This is a genomic window from Streptomyces coeruleorubidus (assembly GCF_028885415.1).
GTDB classification, from domain to species: Bacteria; Actinomycetota; Actinomycetes; order Streptomycetales; family Streptomycetaceae; genus Streptomyces; species Streptomyces coeruleorubidus_A.
This window is the reverse complement of the sequence record NZ_CP118527.1, coordinates 1,360,196-1,382,047: the sequence shown is the minus strand read 5'-3', so window position 1 is coordinate 1,382,047 and position 21,852 is coordinate 1,360,196. Positions and strand designations below refer to the sequence as shown.

The window sequence follows — 21,852 nt, the reverse complement described above, 5'->3', positions numbered from 1 at the left end:
GGCTGGCGTGGAGATCCTCCGGCCAGGAGGAGAATCGCACGGGGAGAAAACGGGGAGATCGGAACATGGCGCAGAACCAGGGACTGGACTGGCTGCTGGACGACCTGACCGAGCGCGTCCACCAGGTGCGGCACGCACTGGTCCTGTCCAACGACGGCCTGGTGACAGGGGCGAGCACCGGACTGCGCCGCGAGGACGCGGAGCATCTCGCGGCCGTGTCGTCCGGACTGCACAGCCTGGCCAAGGGGTCGGGACGGCACTTCGGCGCGGGCAGCGTACGCCAGACGATGATCGAGTTCGACGACGCGGTGCTCTTCGTCACCGCGGCCGGCACGGGTAGTTGTCTGTGTGTCCTCAGTGGCGCTGAGGCCGACATAGGCCAGATCGCCTACGAGATGACACTTCTGGTCAACCGGGTCGGCGAGCACCTCGACGTCGATGCGCGCCAGCCCGAACGGAAACCGGAAACAGACGTCTGACCTGCACGTTCGTCATCCCCGCGGAGTTATCCACAGGCTCGCCACGAGATGCGCCGAAGCGGCTACGGTTTTTTCACGGCGACCGCACACGGCGTGAGCCGCTGACTCCACGGGGGAGACCGACCATGTCAGGCACCATCGCGAAACCCGAACGCCTCACCTTCGCCCCGAGCCGGGCGGCCCGCGAACTGGGCCTCAGGCGGGGCGAGTTCGACCTGGCGGTGAATCTCGGACTCATCCGGACCGTTCCCGACGAAGGAGGCGGAGGCCGACGGGTCGCCCGCGCCGAGATCGACCGGCTGCGCGCCGAGGACGGCTTACCGGACGCACTGCGCGAGCGCGTCGCGACCGCAGGAACCAACGAGGGCGCCAAGCTCATGGACGTGACGCCCACCAGGTTCACGAGCCTCGTGCGCTTCGGCCTGCTCGTGCCGGTGCGCTTCTATCTGAACCGCTACCGCACCGTCGTCTGGCTCTATCTGGCCGAGGAGCTGCGGCAGTTCGCGACCGAGGAGCGCAACGCCCGGCTGCTGACCGGCCGCACGCCCGCCGAGGTGCGGGAAGGGCTGAAGGCGGGCCTGGACCGGCGGCCCCGCAACTGGCGGGGACGGCACACCGGGTTCCTGCTGCGGCAGGCGGGAGACGACCCGTGGGCGCATGCGGCCGTCGCCTGCCTCCTCGACCCGGCCGACGTGGCGGAGGTCGTCGAGGACCCGTACGAGCGCGCCCACCTGAACCGCTGCCGCCCCCGGCTCCCGGCACACGGCGCGCCCGGCTCCCCCGCGGCCGACCGGGCCCAGGAGCTCATGACGGCGAGCGAGCCGGACGAAGTGGCCTGGTTCCGAGCGGACCTCGCCCACACGATGGAAGCGGCCCGAAGGTAACTGCCGGCACCACGCCCGGCCCCGGAACCGGCCCCGCAGCAGGTGCCGGCCCCCACCTCAGCACCGGAGCCCGTCACGGCTCCGGTGGAAAACCAGCCCGCGCCCCCGGACCACACCCCTTCCCACGGCCTCCTGGGCTGGCTGCGCCGCAGAGGCCGGCGGCCCGCGGGCCGCCCCTGATCCCGGCCGGGGCGGAGGACGCCGCTCTGTCGTCCGCCCGATTCGCGATGAGTTTCCGGATGCATCCCGGTCCGAACTGTGAGGAGACTATGTCCGGGAGGCGATCATGTTCGGTACGACGAAGGCGTACAGCGGTTTCTCCGTGAACGACATCGACGCGGCCAGGAAGTTCTACGGCGACACGCTGGGAATCCGCGTCTCGGAAGAGCACGGCATGCTGATCCTGCACATCGCGGGGGGCCGGGACATCCTGGTCTACCCGAAGGAGGACCACACCCCGGCGACCTACACCATCCTCAACTTCCCCGTCGACGACATCGAGGCGGCGGTCGACGAGCTGAGCAGAAGGGGGGTGCGTTTCGAGCGCTACGACCACCTCAAGGCGGACGACAAGGGCATCTTCCGCGGCGGCGGCCCGCTGATCGCGTGGTTCACCGACCCGGCGGGGAACGTGCTGTCCGTCCTCCAGGAAACCTGACCCGTCGGTCATGCCCGAGCTGCCCGATGTCGAAGGCTTCCGGCAGGTGCTCGAGTCCTGCGCGAAGGGACGGGTCGTGCGGCATGTCGAAGTGCGGGACGCGGGCGTCCTGCGCGGGGTAGGGGTGAGGGGCCTGCGTGACGCGCTGGAGGGCCGGCGGTTCGGCACACCGGAGCGGCACGGCAAGTGGCTGCTCGCCCGCACCGGCGGCCCCACCCTGGTACTGCACTTCGGCATGACCGGCCGGCTGGTCTGCGGTCGTCCCGACGATGCCGTCGAGGCCCACGACCGCGTGCTGTTCACCCTGAGTGGCAACCGTCAGCTGCGCTTCCGTGACCAGCGCAAACTCCAGGGCCTGTGGCTGGCCCACGACGACTCCGACCTTGACCGGCTGCTTCGGCGGCAGGGCCCCGACGCGATGGCGGTGGACCGCGCGGAGTTCGAGGCCGTGCTCTCTTCGCGCCGAGGCCACCTGAAGACCGCGCTCACCGACCAGTCCGTCCTGGCCGGCCTCGGCAATCTGCTCGCCGACGAGATCCTGTGGCGCGCCCGGCTGCGCCCCGACCACCGGGCGCGTGAGCTCACCCAGGACGACTGCCGTCGCCTGTACAGCGAGATGCGCAGGACCTTGCGGTCCGCCGTCAACGCCGGCTGCGTACCGCCGCGGGACTCCTGGCTCACCGGACATCGTGACGACCCCGACCCCAGATGCCCGCGCTGCGGCAGCGGTCTGCGCCGGTCCCGGATGGCGGGCCGTGGCACGGTGTGGTGCCCGCGGTGCCAGCCGGACGGGTGATCCGGCCGGGGCCGGTCACTCACCGGGGGGCAGGACAGTCGGCGGGCCGGGCTGGACCGGTCAGTCGCCGGGGGGGGGGGGAGGCCAGCCGGCGGGCCGGCAAGGATGCCGCCGTCCATGGCGAACTCGCTGCCCGTCGAGAAGGTGGCGTCGGTGACGATGAAGCGCACCATGCGGGCGACCTCCTCGGGCTCGCCGAACCGGGGGATGGGCTGGGCCGTGGCGCATGCCCAGCCAGGCGCACGTGAGGTTGACGTCGAGGACCCGGCGGAACGACGCGGGGCTCTGTTGCTCCATCGTGCTCCAGTCGATGATCCCCGCGTTGTTGACCAGGACCGACACCGGACCGAGGGCCTGCTCCGTCTCGGTCAGGGCCCGCCGCCAGTCCTCCTCGACGGTGACGTCCAGACGCGTGAAACGGGTACGGCCGCCGAGCTCGGCCGCCAGCTGTGCCTCCTCCTCGTCAGCTCGCTGAGACGTCCCATGGCGACCTCCTTCGTCTCAGGCGCTCCCGCTCAAGGCACTCCCGCCGTCCGGCGCTCCTCATCCGGCGCCACGAGCGACTGTGTGAACGGCATTCGCGACAGGACGAACACCCCCGCGGCGATCAGCGCGGCACCGAACAGCTGAGGCAGCAGCCACCACCCGGTCCGTATGGTCTCCTCGTACAGAAGGATGCCGAGGGCGAGGCTCACCAGCGCGTCGCCGAGGGTCAGCGCGGGCTGCGAGGCGACCAGCGGGCCGGCCTGCATCGCGTTCTCCAGCAGGAACAGCGCGCACACGCCGGTCGCGGCGAACGCGTAGGTCTGCCAGGCGGTGAGGAAACCCACGAGTCCCTGCTCGTCGAGGATGTGGGTGGCGGCCTTCATCAGCGCCGCGGTCACCGCGTAGCTGATCGCCGTCGCGGCTCCCAGACACGCCGCCCGGGCCCGGCCCTCCGGGCGCCGCAGGGCGGCGACGGCGAGGCCGGCGACCGCCCCGGCGCACACGGCGAGCGCGGGGATCCAGCGGTCCAGCTCCACCTGGGTGCGATTGCCGGCGGGGGACGCGGCGGCGAGCGCGATCGCCAGTCCGGCCACCACCACCGTCACGGCAAGCCAGCCCGTGCGCGGCAGATGCCGGTGCATCAGCAGCGACGCGACGACGAGGGTCAGCGGCAGCTCCAGCACGAACAGCGGCTGCACGATCGTCAGCGGCCCGGTCGCCAGCGCCAGCGCCTGGCAGACGGCGGCGCCGATCACCACGAGGATGCCGGCCAGCCAGACGGGCCGGCGCAGCAGGTCGGCGATCAGCCCTGCCCTGAACCCCTGGGAGCGCGGCACGGTGAGCGCCGCCTTGCGCTGCAACACCGTCGCGACGGCGTTGCAGAGGGCCGCGCAGACCGCGAAGACGACGGGGAACACGGTGGGCAGCGTGGCCACCTCCCGGATCGGCGGGCGTGTGACGCTCCTGCCATGGTCGCCGGATCCGGTCCCGGGCGCGATCGGAGACCCGAAAGGCATGGGCCTGCGATCGGCGAAGGGCCAGGTCAGTCCAGCTTGCGGAAGAGCCCCTCCTGCACGACCGACACGACCAGCCGGCCCTCACGGTCGTAGATCCGGCCCCGGGCCAGACCGCGGCCGCCGACCGCGATCGGCGACTCCTGGTCGTACAGCAGCCAGTCGTCGGCCCGGAACGGGCGGTGGAACCACATGGCGTGGTCCAGCGACGCCATGTCGAAGCCCCGGGGGCCCCACAGCGGCTCGACCGGGATGCGGACGGCGTCCAGGAGGGTCATGTCGCTGGCGTAGGTGAGGGCGCAGGTGTGCACGAGCGGGTCGTCGCCGAGCGGCCCGACCGCGCGCATCCACACGGCGCTGCGCGGCTCGGCGTCCGCGACCTCCTCGGTGGTCCAGCGCAGCCGGTCCACGTAGCGGATGTCGAAGGGCTGGCGGCGGGCCATCCGCTCCAACTGCTCGGGCAGCGCGCCCAGATGCTCCCGGATCTCGTCCGTCACCGTGGGCAGGGACTCCGGGTCCGGGACCGTGCGGGCGGGCGGCAGCTGGTGCTCGAAGCTGCCCTCTTCCGGCTTGTGGAAGGAGGCGGTGAGATTGAAGATCGTGCGGCCCTGCTGTACGGCCGTGACCCGGCGGGTCGTGAACGACCGCCCGTCGCGCACCCGCTCGACCTGGTAGACGATCGGCACGCCCGGGATGCCCGGGCGCAGGAAGTACGCGTGCAGCGAGTGCACGGGACGTTCGCCGTCCGTGGTGCGGCCTGCGGCGACCATGGCCTGGCCGGCCACCTGGCCGCCGAAGACTCGCTGAAGGGACTCCTGCGGGCTGCGGCCACGGAAGATGTTGACCTCGATCTGCTCCAGATCGAGCAGGTCGACCAGTCTCTCGGCCGGGTTCGTCGTCATGCGTGGGATTCTCCTGTGCTCGCTGCTGCCAGGCCGTTCACAGCTGGCCGACGTCGGTGACCCGGACGACCGCGCGGCCCTCCGCGTCGGAGGCGGTGAGGTCGACCTCCGCGCTGATGCCCCAGTCGTGGTCGCCGTTCGGGTCGTGGAAGATCTGCCGGACCCGCCACAGGGCGTTCTCCGGTTCCTCCTCGATGAGCAGTAGCTTGGGGCCGCGGGCGTCGGGGCCGGTGCCGAGGTCGTCGTACTCGTCCCAGTACTTGTCCATCGCCTCGCCCCAGGCGTCGGCGTCCCAGCCGGACTCCGCGTCCATCTCGCCCAACTCCTCGACCTGGTCGAGGGCGGCCAGCTCGACTCGGCGGAACATGGCGTTGCGGACCAGGACGCGGAAGGCACGCGCGTTGGCGGTGACCGGCTTGACCTCGTCGGCCTTCTCCTGGGCCTCCTCGGCGGTCATCTCCTCCGGGTTGGCGAGCTGCTCCCACTCGTCCAGCAGGCTGGAGTCGACCTGGCGCACCATCTCGCCCAGCCACTCGATCAGGTCCTGGAGGTCCTCGGACTTGAGGTCGTCCGGGACGGTGTGGTCGAGGGCCTTGTAGGCGCTGGCCAGGTAGCGCAGCACGATGCCCTCGGTGCGCGCCAGCTCGTAGTGGGACACCAACTCCGTGAAGGACAGCGCCCGTTCGTACATGTCCCGGATGACCGACTTCGGCGACAGCGGATGGTCGCCTACCCAGGGGTGGCTCTTGCGGTACGTGTCGTACGCGTGGAAGAGCAACTCCTCCAGCGGCTTCGGATACGTGATGTCCTGGAGACGCTCCATGCGCTCCTCGTACTCGACGCCGTCCGCCTTCATCGCGGCCACGGCCTCGCCGCGCGCCTTGTTCTGCTGCGCGGCGAGGATCTGCCGCGGGTCGTCCAGGGTGGACTCGACCACGGACACCATGTCGAGCGCGTACGACGGCGATTCGGGGTCCAGCAGCTCGAACGCGGCCAGCGCGAACGTGGACAGCGGCTGGTTGAGCGCGAAGTCCTGCTGGAGGTCGACGGTGAGGCGGACGACGCGGCCGGTCGCGTCCGGCTCGTCGAGCTTCTCGACGATGCCGCCGTCCAGCAGCGAGCGGTAGATGGCGATGGCGCGGCGGATGTGCCGAAGCTGCTGTTTGCGCGGCTCGTGGTTGTCCTCCAGCAGGTGGCGCATCGCCTCGAAGGCGTTGCCGGGACGGGCGATCACCGACAGCAGCATCGTGTGCGTCACCCGGAAACGGGAGCTCAGCGGCTCCGGTTCGGAGGTGATGAGCTTCTCGAAGGTCTGCTCCGACCACGCGACGAAGCCCTCCGGGGCCTTCTTGCGGACGACCTTGCGGCGCTTCTTCGGATCGTCGCCCGCCTTGGCGAGCGCCTTCTCGTTCTCCACGACGTGCTCGGGCGCCTGCGCGACGACGAAGCCCTCCGTGTCGTAGCCGGCCCGTCCGGCACGGCCCGCGATCTGGTGGAACTCCCGGGCGCGCAGGGTGCGTACGCGAGTGCCGTCGTACTTGGTGAGCGCCGTGAACAGCACCGTGCGGATGGGGACGTTGACGCCCACGCCGAGCGTGTCCGTGCCGCAGATGACCTTCAGCAGGCCGGCCTGCGCGAGCTTCTCCACCAGGCGGCGGTACTTGGGCAGCATGCCGGCGTGATGGACACCGATGCCGTGCCGGACGTAGCGGGAGAGGTTGCGGCCGAACTTGGTGGTGAAGCGGAAGTTGCCGATGAGCTCGGCGATCTGCTCCTTCTCCTCGCGCGAGCACATGTTGATGCTCATCAGCGCCTGCGCCCGCTCCACGGCCTGCGCCTGCGTGAAGTGCACGATGTAGACGGGCGCCTGCCGGGCTGCCAGCAGGTCGGTGAGCGTCTCGGTGAGCGGCGTGTAGCGGTACTCGTACGACAGCGGCACGGGCCGGGTCGCCGAGCGGACCACCGCGGTCGGGCGGCCGGTGCGGCGGGTGAGGTCCTTCTCGAAGAAGGAGACGTCGCCGAGCGTCGCCGACATCAGCACGAACTGCGCCTGCGGCAGTTCCAGGATCGGGATCTGCCAGGCCCAGCCGCGGTCGCCCTCCGCGTAGAAGTGGAACTCGTCCATCACGACCTGGCCGACGTCCGCGGCCTTGCCGTCGCGCAGTGCGATCGACGCGAGCACCTCGGCGGTGCAGCAGATCACGGGGGCGTCGGCGTTGACGGACGCGTCGCCGGTCAGCATGCCGACGTTCTCCGTGCCGAAGATCTTGCACAGTTCGAAGAACTTCTCCGACACCAGCGCCTTGATCGGGGCGGTGTAGAAGGTGACCTCGTCCCGGGCCAGCGCGGCGAAGTGCGCGCCCGCCGCGATCATGCTCTTGCCGGACCCGGTGGGCGTCGACACGATCACGTTCGCGCCCGAGACCACCTCGATCAGCGCCTCCTCCTGGTGGGGATAGAGCGTGAGACCCCGCTCACCGGCCCACGACTCGAAGGCTTCGTACAGGGCGTCGGGGTCGGCGGTCCGCGGCAGCTGATCGATGAGGGTCACGCCCCCCATCTTGCCTGGCCTCCCGCCCGATGCGGGAATCGGCTGCGGGCACGAAGATCGCGAACGCTACGCTGTGTCGCCGACGGGATGTCAAGGGCGCCGGTCAACTGGACAGCGGTACACGAGGAATGGGGCGGGCAACGCCGATGATGGGACCAGCACACTCACTGTCGGGCGGCGCCGCCTGGCTCGGCGTCGGTGCGGCGGCCGCCGCGGCCGGGCACCCGATGCCCTGGCCGGTCCTCCTCGTCGGCGCTCTGATCTGCGCCGGTGCCGCGCTCGCCCCGGACCTCGACCACAAGGCGGCGACCATCTCGCGGTCCTTCGGACCGGTGTCGCGCTGGCTGTGCGAGATCGTCGACAAGCTGTCGTACGCCGTCTACAAGGCCACGAAGAAGCAGGGTGACCCGCGTCGCTCCGGCGGGCACCGGACGCTCACGCACACCTGGCTGTGGGCGGTGCTGATCGGTGCGGGCACCTCGGTCGTGGCGATCACCAGTGACCGCTGGGGGGTGCTGGCGATCCTCTTCGTGCACATGGTCCTGGCCATCGAGGGTCTGCTGTGGCGGGCGACGCGCGGCTCCAGCAGCGAGGTCCTGGTGTGGCTGCTGGCCGCGGCAACCGCGTGGATCCTCGCGGGTGTGCTGGACAAGCCGGGCAACGGCGCGGACTGGCTGTTCACGGCGCCGGGCCAGGAGTACCTGTGGCTGGGGCTGCCGGTCGTGCTGGGCGCGATCGTGCACGACATCGGGGACGCGCTGACCGTCTCCGGCTGCCCGATCCTGTGGCCCATCCCCGTGGGCCGCAAGCGCTGGTACCCGGTCGGGCCGCCGAAGTTCATGCGGTTCCGGGCGGGCAGCTGGGTCGAGCTCAAGGTGCTGATGCCGGTGTTCATGCTGCTCGGCGGGGTGGGCTGCGCGGCGGCGCTCAACGTCATCTGAGCGCCTGCCGAGCCGGACGACAGAGCTCAGCGGCTGCCGTACCGCCGCTCGAACGCGGCGACCCGGCCCTCCGAGTCCACCGTGCGGGCCTTGCCGGTGTAGAAGGGGTGGCTCTCCGAGGAGATCTCCACGTCCACGACCGGGTAGGTCTCGCCGTCGTCCCACTCGATGGTCTGGTCGCTGGTCGCGGTGGACCGGGTCAGGAACGCGTAGCCGGCGGCCCGGTCGCGGAAGACGACGGGGTGGTAGTCGGGGTGCTTCTCCTGCTGCATGGATGCTCCTCATGCCCTCGTGCGGCTCTGGCCGGTTCTGCGATCAGCCGGACAGGGTGTCCTCGTCGACGATGTGCACGGCGGCCTCCTCGGCCGACGCCGCCGCGCCGTCGATGCCCACGTCCATGGCGACCAGCGCGCTCTCCTCGTCCTCGTGCGCGCCCTCGTCGGGGGCCACGAGCCGGCCGGAGCGCGTGGCGCCGACCTCGTTGTCCAGGAGTTCCCCGTCGGTGCCCTGGCAGTCCCCGAGACCGTCACCGTCCGGGGCGACGGGCTCCGGCAGCTCCTCGGCGAGCCGCTGGTCCAGCGTCTCGCCCCGCTGCCGCTCCGCCGCGGTGACGCCGGTGTGCTCCACGGCCCAGGGCCGCTCGGGAGGGGACCAGCCCCGGTCGAGGGGATCGTCGACGCCGTCGTACTCCAGGGTGTCCTCGGCGTCGAGCAGCCCCGTGTCCTCTCTCTGCTCGGATGGTTCCGGCTGGTAGACGTCGTCTCCCCAGCCGTCGGAGCTCTTCACGGGTACCTCCAGGGGGTGGGGCGGGCCCGTTCACACCGGGGCCCGCGCCGGGCCGCCGCCACACGGAGCACTGGCGCCGCCCGCCGCCGAACCGCTGCGGCGGTTCCCGGGCGATCCCCCGAGCCGGTGCCTGTTTCCAGCCTTCCACCCCGCCTCGGAACCGCGCAACGCCACGGAACGCCTCCGGCGGTCACCGCCCAGGAGACCGGGCCCGGGGGTTTGTCACCCGTGCCACGACCTCCACAACGCCGCATACGCCCCGTCCGCCGCCACGAGTTCGTCGTGGCTGCCCAGTTCGCTGATGCGGCCGTTCTCGACGACGGCGATGACGTCCGCGTCGTGGGCGGTGTGGAGGCGGTGGGCGATGGCGACGACGGTGCGGCCGTCGAGGACCTTGGCCAGGGATCGTTCCAGGTGGCGGGCGGCGCGCGGGTCGAGCAGGGACGTCGCCTCGTCCAGGACCAGGGTGTGCGGGTCCGCCAGCACCAGGCGGGCCAGGGCGATCTGCTGGGCCTGGGCGGGAGTGAGCGTCAGGCCGCCCGAGCCGACCTCGGTGTCCAGGCCGTCGTCGAGCGCCCGGGCCCACCCGTCCGCGTCGACCGCGCCCAGCGCCGCCCACAGCTCGGCGTCGCCGGCGCCGGTCCGGGCGAGCCGGAGGTTGTCGCGCAGGGAGCCCACGAAGACGTGGTGCTCCTGGTTGACGAGGGCGACGTGGGCGCGGACGCGTTCCGCCGGCATCCGGGACAGCTCGGCGCTGCCCAGGGTGATCCGGCCGTCCCGGGGCGCGTAGATCCCGGCGAGCAGCCGGCCCAGAGTCGACTTGCCCGCACCCGAGGGGCCGACCAGGGCCAACCGGGTGCCGGGGGAGACCTCCAGGGACACCTCGCGCAGGACGTCCACGCCCTCCACGTAGCCGAAGTGCACCCGGTCGGCGTGCACACGGCGCCCGTCGGGAACCACCAAGGGGTCGCCGGCGTCCGGCTCGATGTCCCGGACCCCGACGAGCCGGGCCAGCGACACCTGGGCCACCTGGAGCTCGTCGTACCAGCGCAGGATCATGCCCACCGGGTCGACGAGCATCTGGGCGATGAGCGCGCCGGTCGTGAGCTGGCCGACGTCGATCCAGCCGTGCAGGGCGAACACGCCGCCCACCAGGAGGACCGAGGCGAGCACGGTGACGTGGGTGACGTTGACGACCGGGAAGAGCACCGACCGCAGCCACATCGTGTAGCGCTCCCAGGCCGTCCACTCCCGGATCCGGCGCTCCGACAGCGCGACGCGCCGGTCGCCGAGGCGGTGCGCCTCGATGGTGCGCCCGGCGTCCACGGTCTCGGCGAGCGCGGCGGCCACGGCGGCGTACCCGGCGGCCTCCGAGCGGTAGGCGGCCGGCGCCCGCCGGAAGTACCAGCGGCAGCCGACGATCAGCAGCGGCAGGGCGAGCAGCACGGCGAGCGCCAGCGGCGGCGCCGTGACGACCAGCCCGCCCATCAGCAGCACCACCCACACCACGCCGATCGACAGCTGCGGCACGGCCTCGCGCATGGCGTTGGCCAGCCGGTCGATGTCCGTGGTGATCCGCGACAGCAGGTCGCCGGTCCCGGCCCGCTCCAGCACGCCGGGCGGCAGCCCGACCGACCGTACGAGGAAGTCCTCGCGCAGGTCGGCCAGCATCCGCTCGCCGAGCATCGCGCCGCGCAGCCGCACCTGGCGGACGAACAGCGCCTGGACGGCCAGCGCCGTCACGAACAGCCCCGCGGTGAGTTCCAGCCGCAGGTCCCGGGCCCCGTCGGACACCCGCTCCACGACTGAGCCCAGCAGCCACGGACCGGCCATCGAGGCGACGACGGCGACCGTGTTGACGGCGACGAGCAGCAGGAACGCCCGGCGGTGCCGGCGCAGCAGTTCGGCCACATAGGCGCGGACGGTCGCGGGGGCACCGACCGGCAGGGTGTTCGCCGTGGTCGGGGTCGCCGGGTCGTACGCCGGTGGCGCCACGCCGATCATGCCTTCTCCTCGATCTCTTCCAGTTCGTGCAGTACGTGGTCTTCTCGCAGCACGTCGTGTTCTCGCAGCGCGCCTTCTTCTCGCAGTACGTCGTCGAGAACGACCCCGCCGGACTGCTCGGGCAGGGCGGTCTCCTCGTCGGTCTCCCGGGTGACGACCGCCCGGTAGCGGGGCTCGGTGTGCACCAGCTCGCGGTGGGTGCCGGTCGCCGCGACCTCGCCGTCGTGCAGGAACACGACCCGGTCGGCGCGGTCCAGCAGCAGCGGCGAGGAGGTGAACACCACGGACGTGCGCCCCGCGCGCAGCTCCCGCACGCCCTGCGCGATCCGTGCCTCGGTGTGCGAGTCGACGGCCGAGGTCGGCTCGTCCAGGACGAGCACCTCCGGGTCCGTGATCAGCGACCGGGCGAGCGCGAGCCGCTGGCGCTGGCCGCCGGACAGGGACCGGCCGCGTTCGGTGATCCGGGCGTCCATGGGGTCGGCGGCGTCCACCGAGCCCTGCACCAGCGCCGCCAGCACGTCGTCGCACTGCGCGGCGGCCAGCGCCGCCCGCGGTTCGACGGCGCCCGACGCGGGTACGTCGAGCAGTTCGCGCAGCGAGCCGGACAGCAGCACCGGGTCCTTGTCCTGGACGAGGACGGCCGTACGGGCACAGTCCAGCGGGAGTTCGTCGAGCGGCACGCCGCCCAGCAGCACCGAGGTGCCCTCCTGCGCCGGGTGTCCGCCCAGCCGTTCCGCCAGCCGGCCCGCCGCGTCCGGGTCGCCGCACACCACCGCGGTGAGCAGGCCGGCGCTCGCGAGCAGCCTGGTGTCCGGGTCGTACAGGTCTCCGGAGGGGAGGTCGGCCTCGCGCGACCCGGCGGTGTCCGTGGCCCGCTCCAGCGCCAGCACGCCCGCGGCCCGTTTGGCGGACGGCCGGGAGAAGGAGTACGCCATGGCGATCTCCTCGAAGTGCCGCAGCGGATAGGTGAGGACCATCACCGAGCTGTAGACGGTGACCAGTTCGCCGACGGTGATCCGGCCCTGGCGCGCCAGGTGCACGCCGTACCAGACGACGGCGATCAGCAGCAGTCCCGGCAGCAGGACCTGGATCGCGGAGATCAGGGACCACATCCGGGCGCTGCGCACCGCCGCGTGCCGGACCTCCTGGGAGGCGTGGCGGTAGCGGTCGAGGAACAGTTCCTCACCGCCGATGCCGCGCAGCACGCGCAGACCGGCGACGGTGTCCGAGGCGAGTTCGGTGGCGCGTCCGGCCTTCTCGCGCTGCACGTCGGCACGGCGGGTGGCGCGGGGCAGCAGGGGCAGCACGGCAAGGGCCAGCACGGGCAGCCCCACGGCGACGACCACGCCGAGCGCGGGCTGGTAGACGAGCAGAGCGGCGCAGACCAGCACGATGGTGACCAGAGCCGCGGTGAACCGCGACCAGGCCTCCACGAACCAGCCGATCTTCTCGACGTCACCCGTGGACACCGCCACGACCTCACCGGCCGCGACGCGCCGGGTCAGCGCCGAGCCCAACTGGGCGGCCTTGCGGGCGAGCAGCTGCTGGACGCGGGCGGCCGCCGTGATCCAGTTGGTGACGGCGGTGCGGTGCAGGAAGGTGTCACCGACCGCGTTGCCGACGCAGGCCAGCGCCAGCAGGCCGCCCGCCAGGGCGAGTTGGCCGCCGGAGCGGTCGACGACGGCCTGTACGGCGACACCGACGCAGAACGGCAGCGCGGCGACGGAGGCGAAGTGCAGCAGCCCCCAGGCCAGCGACTTGAGCTGCCCGTCCAGCTGATTCCGGAAGAGCCACCACAGGAATCGGGGACCCGAACGCGCGTCCGGCACGCCCGGGTCGGGGTACGGAAGGTCTTGAATCTGCATGACGTCCCAGTGGCTCGTGTCAGGGGGTGGGGGGGGGGCGGCCGACGGCAACAAACCGTGACAGGTTCGCGTCGCCACGTGGTCGGGGGCAACCGGTTTTCGACCCGCCGAACGGAACCGGCCGACAGGGGTGGGAACCGGGCTGCCCCGGCGGGCGGGTGCTCATTGCGGAGGCGGCGGACTCCCCGTAGAACACCGCCCATGAAGAGACGGATCGTCATGTCCATGCTTGCCGGAGCGACCCTCCTGGCGAGCACCCTCCTCGGAACCGGCCCCGCCCGTGCGGCCGACGTCCCCGCCGAGTTCGGCACCGACTGGCACGACCCGGTCACGGCCGCCCCGCCCGTCACGAAGCCCGGCGGCAGGTCCTGCCAAGTCACCGTCGCCCAGGCGCAGTTCCGCGACTTCACCCCGTACCGGGGCACGTACACCCCGCCCGGCGACTGCGGCGACCGCTGGAGCAAGGTGGTGCTGAGGCTCGACGGCAAGGTCAAGGGGCGCCAGTACGACCGGCTCGGCTATCTGCGCGTCGGCGGGGTCGAGATCTTCCGTACGTCGACACCGCAGCCCTCGCCCGACGGCATCGAGTGGTCGGTGGAGAAGGACGTCACCCGCTACAGCGACACCTTCCGCGGCCGTCAGGACGTCGAGATGCTCATCGGGAACGTCGTCGACGAAACCTACACGGGTGTCCTCGACGTCAAGGTCACGTTGACGTTCCACCAGGGCCGCCCCGACGGCAGGAGCCCCGACCGGGTCCTCACCCTCGACCAGTGGACCGACGGCGCGACCACCCTCACGACCCCGCGCAACAGCGAACGCGTCGTCGCCGAGGTGTACGCCACCGGTTCCGGCGGCGGCTGCGAGGAGTACTGGTACCTGACGGTGCCCGACCCGGCGCCGTACTCCTGCAAGGCGGGCCGAGGCCCCTACCGCGAGGTGCAGATCCGCGTGGACGGCCGGCTCACGGGCATCGCCGCGCCGTTTCCGACCGTGTGGACCGGCGGCTGGTCCAACCCGTTCCTCTGGTACGTGATCCCGGGCCCGCGGGCCTTCGACGTCAAGCCGATCACCTACGACCTCACCCCCTTCGCCGGGCTCCTCAACGACGGCCGCCCGCACCGCGTCGAGGTCTCGGTCGTCGGCGTGCCCGAGGGCCAGACCGGCTGGAGCACCCCCGTGAACGTCCTCGTCTGGCAGGACGAGCAGCGCGCCCACGTTCCCGGGAAGCTCACCGTGCACAAGACGGGGGACCTCGCCAACTCCTCTTCGTATACGCCCGGTTCGGAGCACCGGGTCGACACCGAGGGTGCCCACCGGCTGACCGTCGCCGGATACGTCGACACCTCGCACGGCCGCGTCACGACCACCGTCGACCGCTCACTGGCCAACACCTCGGAGCACCGCTGGGTGGACGGCGAGACGACCGACGCCCTCGATGCCACCTGGACCGACGACGAGTCGGTGACCGTCGACGCACGCGGACCGGCCCGCACGACGCGTACGCACCGGACCTACACGATGGACGGCACGACCACCCTCGGCGCGGGCGACCGGCTGCGCACCGTGCTGACCCTCGGCGACCGCGCCACGGCCGTCGAGACGCGCGGCGGCCGCCGTACGGCGTGGTCACGGCTCGACGACTCCTACACGGGCGACGCCACCTACACGGCGAACGTGCCCCGCGACCAGCGGCACGCGGTCGGCACGACGAGCGAGCGCTACCGGCTCCACGGCTCGCACGGCTGCTACGACCGCACGCTGACCACGATGCAGGGGGTGCTCACGGAGGACCGCCGTCGTTGCTGAGGGGCCGGTGTGGCCTGTGTGACATGCCCCTCACTTAGGACGCTTTTACATGGCCGAAACGTTGCGGTCTTGTGCGCGATCAAGACAGCCTCCAGAGTGTACGGCTACGGAAACCGCTTTCCGTATCGCAGAAGTCCCCTCCGGCCTCTGTGTGCCCCGTCCCCCTAGGAGGCCCCCGTGCCACCGTCCGTACCGTCCCTACCGCGGCGCGTCGCACGCACCCTGCGTACCTCACTGTTCGCGCAGGTCCTCTGCGCGCTGGTCCTCGGAATCGTCGTCGGAAAGCTGTGGCCGGATACGGCCACAGCTTTCCAGCCGCTCGGCGACGGTTTCACCCGGCTCATCAAGACGGTGATCTCGCCTCTGGTGTTCTGCGTGGTCGTCGTCGGCATCGCCAAGGCCGGCGACCTGAAGGCGTTCGGCCGGATCGGGGTCAAGGCCCTCATCTGGTTCGAGGTCGCCTCCACGGCCGCCCTGGTCATCGGCCTCGTCGCCGCCAACGTCGTCGGGCCCGGCAAGGGCATGAACGTCGACCCTTCCTCGCTGGACGCCGCCGCGGTGAACCAGACGACGGGCGGTGGTCAGCTGCCCTCGACGACCGAGTTCGTCCTCAACGCGCTGCCCGAGAGCTTCGTCGGCGCCTTCGCCGAGAACGAACTGCTCCAAGTCCTCATCCTGGCCTGCCTGGTGGGCGCCGCCCTGCTGCACCTCGGGCACACCAAGGTGCCGAAGATCCTGCCCGCCATCGACCAGGCCCAGGAAGTGATCTTCACGGTCGTCGGGTTCATCATGCGGCTGGCCCCGCTCGCGGTGTTCGGCGCGATGGCCCACCTGGTCGGCAACTACGGGCTGGGCGTGATGAAGACGTACGCCAAGCTCATCGTGCTCTGCTACGTGGCTGCCGCGCTGTTCATCGCGCTGCTCGCCGTCGCCCTGCGGATGGTGACCGGGCTCAGCCTCTGGAAGTTCCTGCGCTACATCCGCGAGGAGATGCTGCTCGCGCTCGGCACCGCCTCCACCGAGTCGGTCATGCCGCGCGTGATGCAGAAGCTGCGCCGGGCCGGTGCCCGCGACGACGCCGTGGGCCTGGTGCTGCCCACGGGCTACTCCTTCAACCTCGACGGCGCCTCGCTCTACCTGTCCATCGGCACGCTGTTCATCGCCCAGGCCGTGGGCGTGGATCTGAGCCTGAGCCAGCAGATCACCGTGGTCCTGGTGCTGATGCTGACCAGCAAGGGCATGGCGGGCATCCCCGGTTCGGCGTTCCTCGCCCTCGCCGCGACCGCCTCGTCCCTGGGCGCCATCCCGGCCGGAGCCGTCGCCCTGCTGCTCGGCGTGGACCGCATCATGGACTCGATGCGCGTCGTCACGAACCTGCTGGGCAACTGCGTCGCCGTGTTCGCGGTGTCCCGCTGGGAGGGTGCGCTGGACATCGAGCGGGCCAAGAAGACGCTCGACGGGGAGGAGGCGGCCCCACCGGATGACGAGCGGGACGGCGGTGGCGGCTCGGGTGAGGCCGAGGCCCCCGCGGCGGCGGACCCGGCGCCGGGCATCCCCACCCAGAAGCCCAAGGAACCCGCCCCCGAGGTCGGTTGACCCGAACCGACCGGCACCGAACGGGCCGCGGCCACCGCTCCGGCAGGAGAGCGGCGGCCGCGGCCCGTTTCGCGCGCCCGGTCGTGAACGCGCTTCAGGCCCTCAGCACCGCGGCACCGGTGCTCCGTCGATCAGCGTGTTCAGCAACCCCCCGAGCGCCTCGCGCTGTTCCTCCGTCAGCGGCGCGAGGATCTCCTCCGCGGCCGACCTGCGCGCCGCCCGCAGCTCGCGCAACGCGCCCCGGCCGTCGTCCGTGAGCTCGATGCGGATCACCCGCCGGTTCGCCGGGTCCGGGACCCGCCGCACCTTGCCGCTCGCCTCCAGCCCGTCGACCAGTGTCGTCACGGCCCGCGGCACCACCTCCAGGCGCTCGGCCAGGTCGGCCATGCGTGGCGGCGAACCCCAGTGCGCGAGGGTGCGCAGCAGCCGGGACTGGGCCGGTGTGATGCCGAGGTCGCGATGCTCCAGATGGCGCTTCTGGATGCGGTGCACCCGGCGGGTGAGCCGCAGCAACTGCTCGGCGAGCAGGCCGTCGGAGTCGGGGGAGGTCATGCGGGAACAATATCAGGATGATGTTCATTGTGAGTATAGGTAACAATGAGCTACGATCCGATCCGCCGTCCTCGCCCCGGCCGTATCGCTCTTTCGAAGGAGCCCATGCACCCCGACCACGAAGCCCCCTGGACCGCACCCGCCGACTCGAAGGAAGAGCCCCGGCAGGTCCGCCGCATCCTCAGGCTCTTCCGCCCCTACCGGGGCCGCCTCGCGGTCGTCGGCCTGCTGGTCGGCGCCGCGTCGCTGGTCTCGGTCGCCACACCCTTCCTGCTGAAGGAGATCCTCGACGTCGCGATCCCGCAGGGGCGTACGGGCCTGCTGAGCCTGCTCGCCCTCGGCATGATCCTCAGCGCCGTCCTCACCAGCGTCTTCGGGGTCCTCCAGACGCTGATCTCCACGACGGTCGGCCAGCGCGTCATGCACGACCTGCGCACCGCCGTCTACGGCCGGCTCCAGCGCATGTCGCTGGCGTTCTTCACGCGCACGCGCACGGGCGAGGTGCAGTCCCGCATCGCCAACGACATCGGCGGCATGCAGGCCACCGTCACCTCCACCGCGACCTCCCTGGTCTCCAACCTCACCAGCGTGGTCGCCACGATCGTCGCGATGGTCGTCCTCGACTGGCGCCTGACCGTCGTCTCGCTGCTGTTGCTGCCGGTGTTCGTGTGGATCAGCCGCCGTGTCGGCAACGAACGCCGGAAGATCACCACCCAGCGCCAGAAGCAGATGGCCGCCATGGCCGCCACGGTCACCGAGTCGCTCTCCGTCAGCGGCATCCTGCTCGGCCGCACCATGGGCCGCTCCGACTCGCTGACGAAGTCCTTCGCCGAGGAGTCCGAGGAACTCGTCGACCTGGAGGTGCGGTCGAACATGGCCGGCCGCTGGCGCATGGCCGTCATCACGATCGTCATGGCCGCCCTGCCCGCCGTGATCTACTGGACCGCCGGCATGGCCCTCCAGCTGGGCGGCCCCGAGGTCTCCCTCGGCACGATCGTCGCCTTCGTCTCGCTCCAGCAGGGCCTGTTCCGCCCGGCCGTGAGCCTGCTGTCGACCGGCGTGCAGATCCAGACCTCGCTCGCCCTCTTCCAGCGCATCTTCGAGTACCTCGACCTGCCGATCGACATCACCGAGCGCGCGGACCCGGTCCGCCTCGACCGGGTCAAGGGCGAGGTCCGCTTCGAGAACGTCTCCTTCGGCTACGACGACAAGGGCGGTCCGGTCCTCGACGGCATCGACCTCACCGTCCCGGCCGGCGGCAGCCTCGCGATCGTCGGCCCCACCGGCGCCGGCAAGTCCACGCTCGGCTACCTGGTGCCCCGCCTCTACGACGTGACCGGCGGCCGCGTCACCCTCGACGGGGTCGACGTCCGCGACCTCGACTTCGACACCCTGGCGCGCGCGGTCGGCGTCGTCTCGCAGGAGACGTACCTCTTCCACGCCTCGGTCGCCGACAACCTGCGCTTCGCCAAGCCCGACGCCACCGACGAGGAGCTGCACCAGGCGGCGAAGGCGGCGCAGATCCACGAGCACATCGCCGCCCTGCCCGACGGCTACGACACCGTCGTCGGCGAGCGCGGCCACCGTTTCTCCGGCGGTGAGAAGCAGCGCCTGGCCATCGCCCGGACCATCCTGCGCGACCCGCCGGTCCTCATCCTCGACGAGGCCACCAGCGCGCTGGACACCCGTACGGAGGCCGCGGTCCAGGACGCCATCGACGCGCTGTCGGCCGACCGCACCACGCTCACCATCGCCCACCGGCTGTCCACCGTCCGGGACGCCGACCAGATCGTGGTCCTCGACTCGGGGCGCGCGGTCGAACTCGGTACGCACGAGGAACTGCTGGAGCGGCACGGCCGGTACGCGGCGCTCGTACGCCGGGACGCCCAACTGGAACCGACAAGATGAAAATATGCCGGGTTTATGACCATATGCGGGTTACCGTGCCCGCATGCAGAAGAACACTCCGCCACGGAGCACGATTCGACTGACGCGCCGGGGCCGGATCGCCCTCGTCGCGACCGGAGCCGTCGTGGTCGGTACCGCCGTGGCGGTGCCGCTGCTGACCCTGGGGCCCGAAGAGGACGGCCGGCCCGCGACCCTGGTGGTCCCGGAGGGCTGGCGGGCGAGCCAGGTCTACGCCGCCGTCGACAAGGCCCTCGCCCTGCCCGCGGGCAGCACGAGGAAGTCCCTGGCGAAGGCCGCCCTCAAACTGCCGAACGACGCCGAGGGCAACCCGGAGGGCTACCTCTTCCCGGCGACCTATCCGCTCCAGGAGAAGACGACTCCGGAGAAGCTCCTGGCACTGATGGTCGACACCGCGAACGAGAGGTTCAACGGCGCGCCCATCGCCGCGGGGGCGCAGCGCAACGCCATGAACGTCTATCAGGCCGTCACCATCGCGAGCATCGTCCAGGCGGAGGCGGCCACCAGGGCCGACATGGGCAAGGTGGCCCGGGTGATCTTCAACCGCCTCGAACGCGGCATGCCGCTGCAGATGGACTCCACCATCAACTACGCGCTGAACCGCTCGGCTCTCCGGACGACGGCGAACGACACGCGCATCGACAGCCCCTACAACTCGTACCAGCGCATGGGCCTGCCCCCCACGCCGATCGACAACCCCGGCGAGCACGCGATGCACGCCGCCATCAACCCACCCCCGGGCGACTGGCTGTACTTCGTCACGGTCCGCCCGGGCGACACCCGCTTCACCGCCGACTACGGCGAACACCAGCGCAACGTCGCCGAGTTCAACGCCCAGCGGAAGGCCGCCGGGGCGCAGGCGGCCGGGTGATCCGGAGAGTGGCGGGCGGAGGGGAGGGGTGACCGGGTCGGGGGAGCGTGGGCCGGGGGATCGGATCGGCCGTAGGCGTCGGTCGGCCTCATGGCGGTGAACGGGCGTGGTGCGCGCCCGAGGGGCTTGGTTCTGGTGGCGCGCCGGAGCCGGGCGAGGGCCCGGCCGGTGATGCGTACGGGCGGGATGGCGTGGGCGGCGGCAGGCAAGGGCCGTGCGAGTTGGCCGGCATGCGGGACGGAGTGATCCGCCGGGCGCCACGTGGCTACCGGCTCCTGCTCCAGCGGCCGGGTGTGCCGGGTTGGGCGTTGCGGGGCTCTCGGTGCGTCTGCCGGCGGCCGGGTGTCCCGGGTCGGTCCGGCAACCGGGTGCCCCGGCTCGGGCGCCGGACGGCTACCGGTGCCCGTGCCGGCATCCGGGTGACCGGCCGGCGTCACACGGCGGCCGGCTCCCGTTCCAGCAGTCGCCTGATGTCACGTACGGCCGCGCGGCCGGCGCGGTTGGCGCCGATGGTGCTGGCCGACGGGCCGTAGCCGACGAGGTGGATGCGCGGGTCGACGGCCGCGCGGGTGCCCTCGAGGCGGATGCCGCCGCCCGGCTGGCGCAGGCGCAGAGGGGTGAGGTGGTCGATGGCGGCGCGGAAGCCGGTGGCCCAGAGGATGACGTCGGCCTCGACGTGACGGCCGTCGTTCCACTCCACACCGTCCGCCGTGATGCGGTCGAACATCGGCTGCCGGTCGAGCACCCCCTCCTCGATGCCCTGCCGGATCGCGTCGTTGAGCGGCAGTCCCGTGACCGAGACGACGCTCCTGGGCGGCAGCCCCTGCCGTACCCGTTCCTCGACGAGCGCGACGGCCGCCCGGCCCGCGTTCTCGTCGAAGGGGCCCTCACGGAAGACGGGCGGACGCCGGGTCACCCAGGTGGTGGCAGCCGCGTACGAGGCGATCTCCAGCAGATGCTGCGTGCCCGAGGCGCCACCGCCCACCACGACGACCCGCTGCCCGGCGAACTCCTGTGGCCCGGGGTACTGCGCGGTGTGCAACTGCCGCCCCCGGAAGGTCTCCTGGCCCGGATAGCGCGGCCAGAAGGGCCGGTCCCAGGTGCCGGTCGCGTTGGTCAGCGCCCGCGTCGACCACACGCCCTGCGAGGTCTCCACGAGCAGCCGCCCGCCGGGCCCCTCGCGCACGGCCCGCACGTCGACGGGGCGGCGCACCTGCAGGTCGAAGGCCCGCTCGTACCGGTCGAAGTAGTCGCTGATCACCTCGGCGGACGGGCGGGCCGGATCCGCGTCCGTGAGCTCCATCCCCGGCAGCGCGTGCATCCCGTGCACCTTGCCGTACGTCAGCGACGGCCAGCGGAACTGCCAGGCGCCGCCAGGACCGGGGGAGTGGTCCAGCACGACGAAGTCGCGGTCCGGCTCGAAACCGGACCGCCGCAGGTGATAGGCGCCGGCCAGACCGGCCTGACCGGCGCCTATGACGACTACCTCGACCTCGCGTGTGTTGTTCACGCTTCTACCAACCGTGCCGGGATCGTGGATCTTCCCGGCTGATCGGGGTGGCGGGACTTTGCGGATCACGCCGCAGACGCGGGGTCTGGCACGCGCATCTGCGGCGTTGTCGTCGGTTGCCGACGCTCCGCGTCGACGCCCTCCTCCGCCTTGCAGCTGCACGCACCAGACCCCGCTCGCCGGCACCGAGCAGAACAGTCGCTTCCCTGCGACCTGATCCAAA

Annotated in this window: 18 protein-coding genes and 1 pseudogene; 9 read left to right on the top strand and 10 right to left on the bottom strand. The window is 71.6% G+C overall.

Going from position 1 to position 21,852, the window contains the following annotated elements:
• The first annotated feature begins 65 nt into the window (after positions 1-65).
• From PV963_RS06390 to PV963_RS06375, 4 genes and pseudogenes are all read left to right on the top strand, one after another.
• Entirely contained in the window at positions 66-479 is a 414-nt protein-coding gene (locus PV963_RS06390; protein WP_020277333.1) for a roadblock/LC7 domain-containing protein, read from the top strand.
• Between the two features lie 125 nt (positions 480-604).
• Positions 605-1,543, top strand: a pseudogene (locus PV963_RS06385) (DUF6397 family protein).
• Between the two features lie 106 nt (positions 1,544-1,649).
• Positions 1,650-2,021 (top strand): VOC family protein, encoded by a 372-nt coding sequence (locus tag PV963_RS06380; protein WP_274814606.1) that lies wholly within the window; start codon positions 1,650-1,652, stop codon positions 2,019-2,021.
• A gap of 10 nt (positions 2,022-2,031) precedes the next feature.
• Positions 2,032-2,817, top strand: a complete 786-nt coding sequence (locus tag PV963_RS06375; RefSeq protein WP_274814605.1) for an Fpg/Nei family DNA glycosylase — start codon at positions 2,032-2,034, stop codon at positions 2,815-2,817.
• A 60-nt stretch (positions 2,818-2,877) separates the two neighbouring features.
• Here PV963_RS06375 and PV963_RS43945 read toward each other — a convergent pair whose 3' ends face one another.
• From PV963_RS43945 to PV963_RS06360, 4 genes are all read right to left on the bottom strand, one after another.
• On the bottom strand, positions 2,878-3,264 hold the full coding sequence (locus PV963_RS43945; RefSeq protein ID WP_425541015.1) for an SDR family NAD(P)-dependent oxidoreductase: 387 nt from the start codon (positions 3,262-3,264) through the stop codon (positions 2,878-2,880).
• Positions 3,265-3,332: 68 nt separating this feature from the next.
• Entirely contained in the window at positions 3,333-4,229 is an 897-nt protein-coding gene (locus tag PV963_RS06370; protein WP_274821955.1) for a DMT family transporter, read from the bottom strand.
• A gap of 116 nt (positions 4,230-4,345) precedes the next feature.
• Positions 4,346-5,218, bottom strand: coding sequence for an acyl-CoA thioesterase (locus PV963_RS06365; RefSeq protein WP_274814604.1), 873 nt, complete (start codon positions 5,216-5,218; stop codon positions 4,346-4,348).
• Between the two features lie 37 nt (positions 5,219-5,255).
• Positions 5,256-7,769, bottom strand: coding sequence for a DEAD/DEAH box helicase (locus PV963_RS06360; protein WP_274814603.1), 2,514 nt, complete (start codon positions 7,767-7,769; stop codon positions 5,256-5,258).
• 146 nt (positions 7,770-7,915) lie between these two features.
• Here PV963_RS06360 and PV963_RS06355 point away from each other — a divergent pair, with 146 nt between their 5' ends.
• Positions 7,916-8,710: a metal-dependent hydrolase gene (locus PV963_RS06355; protein WP_193504161.1), complete on the top strand. Its 795-nt coding sequence runs from the start codon at positions 7,916-7,918 to the stop codon at positions 8,708-8,710.
• Positions 8,711-8,736: 26 nt separating this feature from the next.
• On the opposite strand, the gene PV963_RS06350 is transcribed toward PV963_RS06355, so the two are convergent.
• The 4 genes from PV963_RS06350 to PV963_RS06335 all read right to left on the bottom strand — a co-directional run bounded on the left by PV963_RS06350 (position 8,737) and on the right by PV963_RS06335 (position 13,365).
• Complete coding sequence (locus PV963_RS06350; protein ID WP_274814600.1) at positions 8,737-8,982, bottom strand: type B 50S ribosomal protein L31; 246 nt, start codon at positions 8,980-8,982, stop codon at positions 8,737-8,739.
• A 43-nt stretch (positions 8,983-9,025) separates the two neighbouring features.
• Positions 9,026-9,496, bottom strand: a complete 471-nt coding sequence (locus tag PV963_RS06345; protein WP_274814599.1) for a DUF5709 domain-containing protein — start codon at positions 9,494-9,496, stop codon at positions 9,026-9,028.
• Between the two features lie 222 nt (positions 9,497-9,718).
• On the bottom strand, positions 9,719-11,500 hold the full coding sequence (locus PV963_RS06340) for an ABC transporter ATP-binding protein (RefSeq protein WP_274814598.1): 1,782 nt from the start codon (positions 11,498-11,500) through the stop codon (positions 9,719-9,721).
• Positions 11,497-13,365, bottom strand: coding sequence for an ABC transporter ATP-binding protein (locus PV963_RS06335; RefSeq protein ID WP_274814597.1), 1,869 nt, complete (start codon positions 13,363-13,365; stop codon positions 11,497-11,499). Before PV963_RS06335 ends, PV963_RS06340 begins: the two co-directional genes overlap by 4 nt.
• Positions 13,366-13,566: 201 nt before the next feature.
• Here PV963_RS06335 and PV963_RS06330 point away from each other — a divergent pair, with 201 nt between their 5' ends.
• Both PV963_RS06330 and PV963_RS06325 read left to right on the top strand, forming a co-directional pair.
• A complete protein-coding gene (locus PV963_RS06330) occupies positions 13,567-15,174 on the top strand; it encodes a peptide-N4-asparagine amidase (protein WP_274814596.1) in 1,608 nt (535 codons plus the stop codon).
• 177 nt (positions 15,175-15,351) lie between these two features.
• Positions 15,352-16,770: a cation:dicarboxylate symporter family transporter gene (locus PV963_RS06325; protein WP_274814595.1), complete on the top strand. Its 1,419-nt coding sequence runs from the start codon at positions 15,352-15,354 to the stop codon at positions 16,768-16,770.
• Positions 16,771-16,872: 102 nt separating this feature from the next.
• Here PV963_RS06325 and PV963_RS06320 read toward each other — a convergent pair whose 3' ends face one another.
• The gene (locus PV963_RS06320; protein WP_274814594.1) at positions 16,873-17,322 is read right to left on the bottom strand and encodes a MarR family winged helix-turn-helix transcriptional regulator; all 450 of its coding nucleotides are present in this window, start codon (positions 17,320-17,322) and stop codon (positions 16,873-16,875) included.
• A 105-nt stretch (positions 17,323-17,427) separates the two neighbouring features.
• Between PV963_RS06320 and PV963_RS06315 the strand changes: the two genes are divergently transcribed.
• Positions 17,428-19,230: an ABC transporter ATP-binding protein gene (locus PV963_RS06315; RefSeq protein ID WP_274814593.1), complete on the top strand. Its 1,803-nt coding sequence runs from the start codon at positions 17,428-17,430 to the stop codon at positions 19,228-19,230.
• A gap of 43 nt (positions 19,231-19,273) precedes the next feature.
• Complete coding sequence (gene mltG / locus PV963_RS06310) at positions 19,274-20,119, top strand: endolytic transglycosylase MltG (protein WP_274814592.1); 846 nt, start codon at positions 19,274-19,276, stop codon at positions 20,117-20,119.
• A gap of 433 nt (positions 20,120-20,552) precedes the next feature.
• On the opposite strand, the gene PV963_RS06305 is transcribed toward mltG, so the two are convergent.
• Entirely contained in the window at positions 20,553-21,629 is a 1,077-nt protein-coding gene (locus tag PV963_RS06305; protein ID WP_274814591.1) for an NAD(P)-binding domain-containing protein, read from the bottom strand.
• Positions 21,630-21,852: the final 223 nt, after the last annotated feature.

What these genes read in the sequence shown, in the direction of transcription:
- PV963_RS06390 (WP_020277333.1), top strand. Translation starts at nt 66, where the DNA reads ATGGCGCAGAACCAGGGACTGGACTGGCTGCTGGACGACCTGACCGAG.
- PV963_RS06380 (WP_274814606.1), top strand. Translation starts at nt 1,650, where the DNA reads ATGTTCGGTACGACGAAGGCGTACAGCGGTTTCTCCGTGAACGACATC.
- PV963_RS06375 (WP_274814605.1), top strand. Translation starts at nt 2,032, where the DNA reads ATGCCCGAGCTGCCCGATGTCGAAGGCTTCCGGCAGGTGCTCGAGTCC.
- PV963_RS06365 (WP_274814604.1), bottom strand. Translation starts at nt 5,218, where the DNA reads ATGACGACGAACCCGGCCGAGAGACTGGTCGACCTGCTCGATCTGGAG.
- PV963_RS06355 (WP_193504161.1), top strand. Translation starts at nt 7,916, where the DNA reads ATGATGGGACCAGCACACTCACTGTCGGGCGGCGCCGCCTGGCTCGGC.
- PV963_RS06350 (WP_274814600.1), bottom strand. Translation starts at nt 8,982, where the DNA reads ATGCAGCAGGAGAAGCACCCCGACTACCACCCCGTCGTCTTCCGCGAC.
- PV963_RS06340 (WP_274814598.1), bottom strand. Translation starts at nt 11,500, where the DNA reads ATGATCGGCGTGGCGCCACCGGCGTACGACCCGGCGACCCCGACCACG.
- PV963_RS06335 (WP_274814597.1), bottom strand. Translation starts at nt 13,365, where the DNA reads ATGCAGATTCAAGACCTTCCGTACCCCGACCCGGGCGTGCCGGACGCG.
- PV963_RS06330 (WP_274814596.1), top strand. Translation starts at nt 13,567, where the DNA reads ATGAAGAGACGGATCGTCATGTCCATGCTTGCCGGAGCGACCCTCCTG.
- PV963_RS06320 (WP_274814594.1), bottom strand. Translation starts at nt 17,322, where the DNA reads ATGACCTCCCCCGACTCCGACGGCCTGCTCGCCGAGCAGTTGCTGCGG.
- PV963_RS06315 (WP_274814593.1), top strand. Translation starts at nt 17,428, where the DNA reads ATGCACCCCGACCACGAAGCCCCCTGGACCGCACCCGCCGACTCGAAG.
- mltG (WP_274814592.1), top strand. Translation starts at nt 19,274, where the DNA reads ATGCAGAAGAACACTCCGCCACGGAGCACGATTCGACTGACGCGCCGG.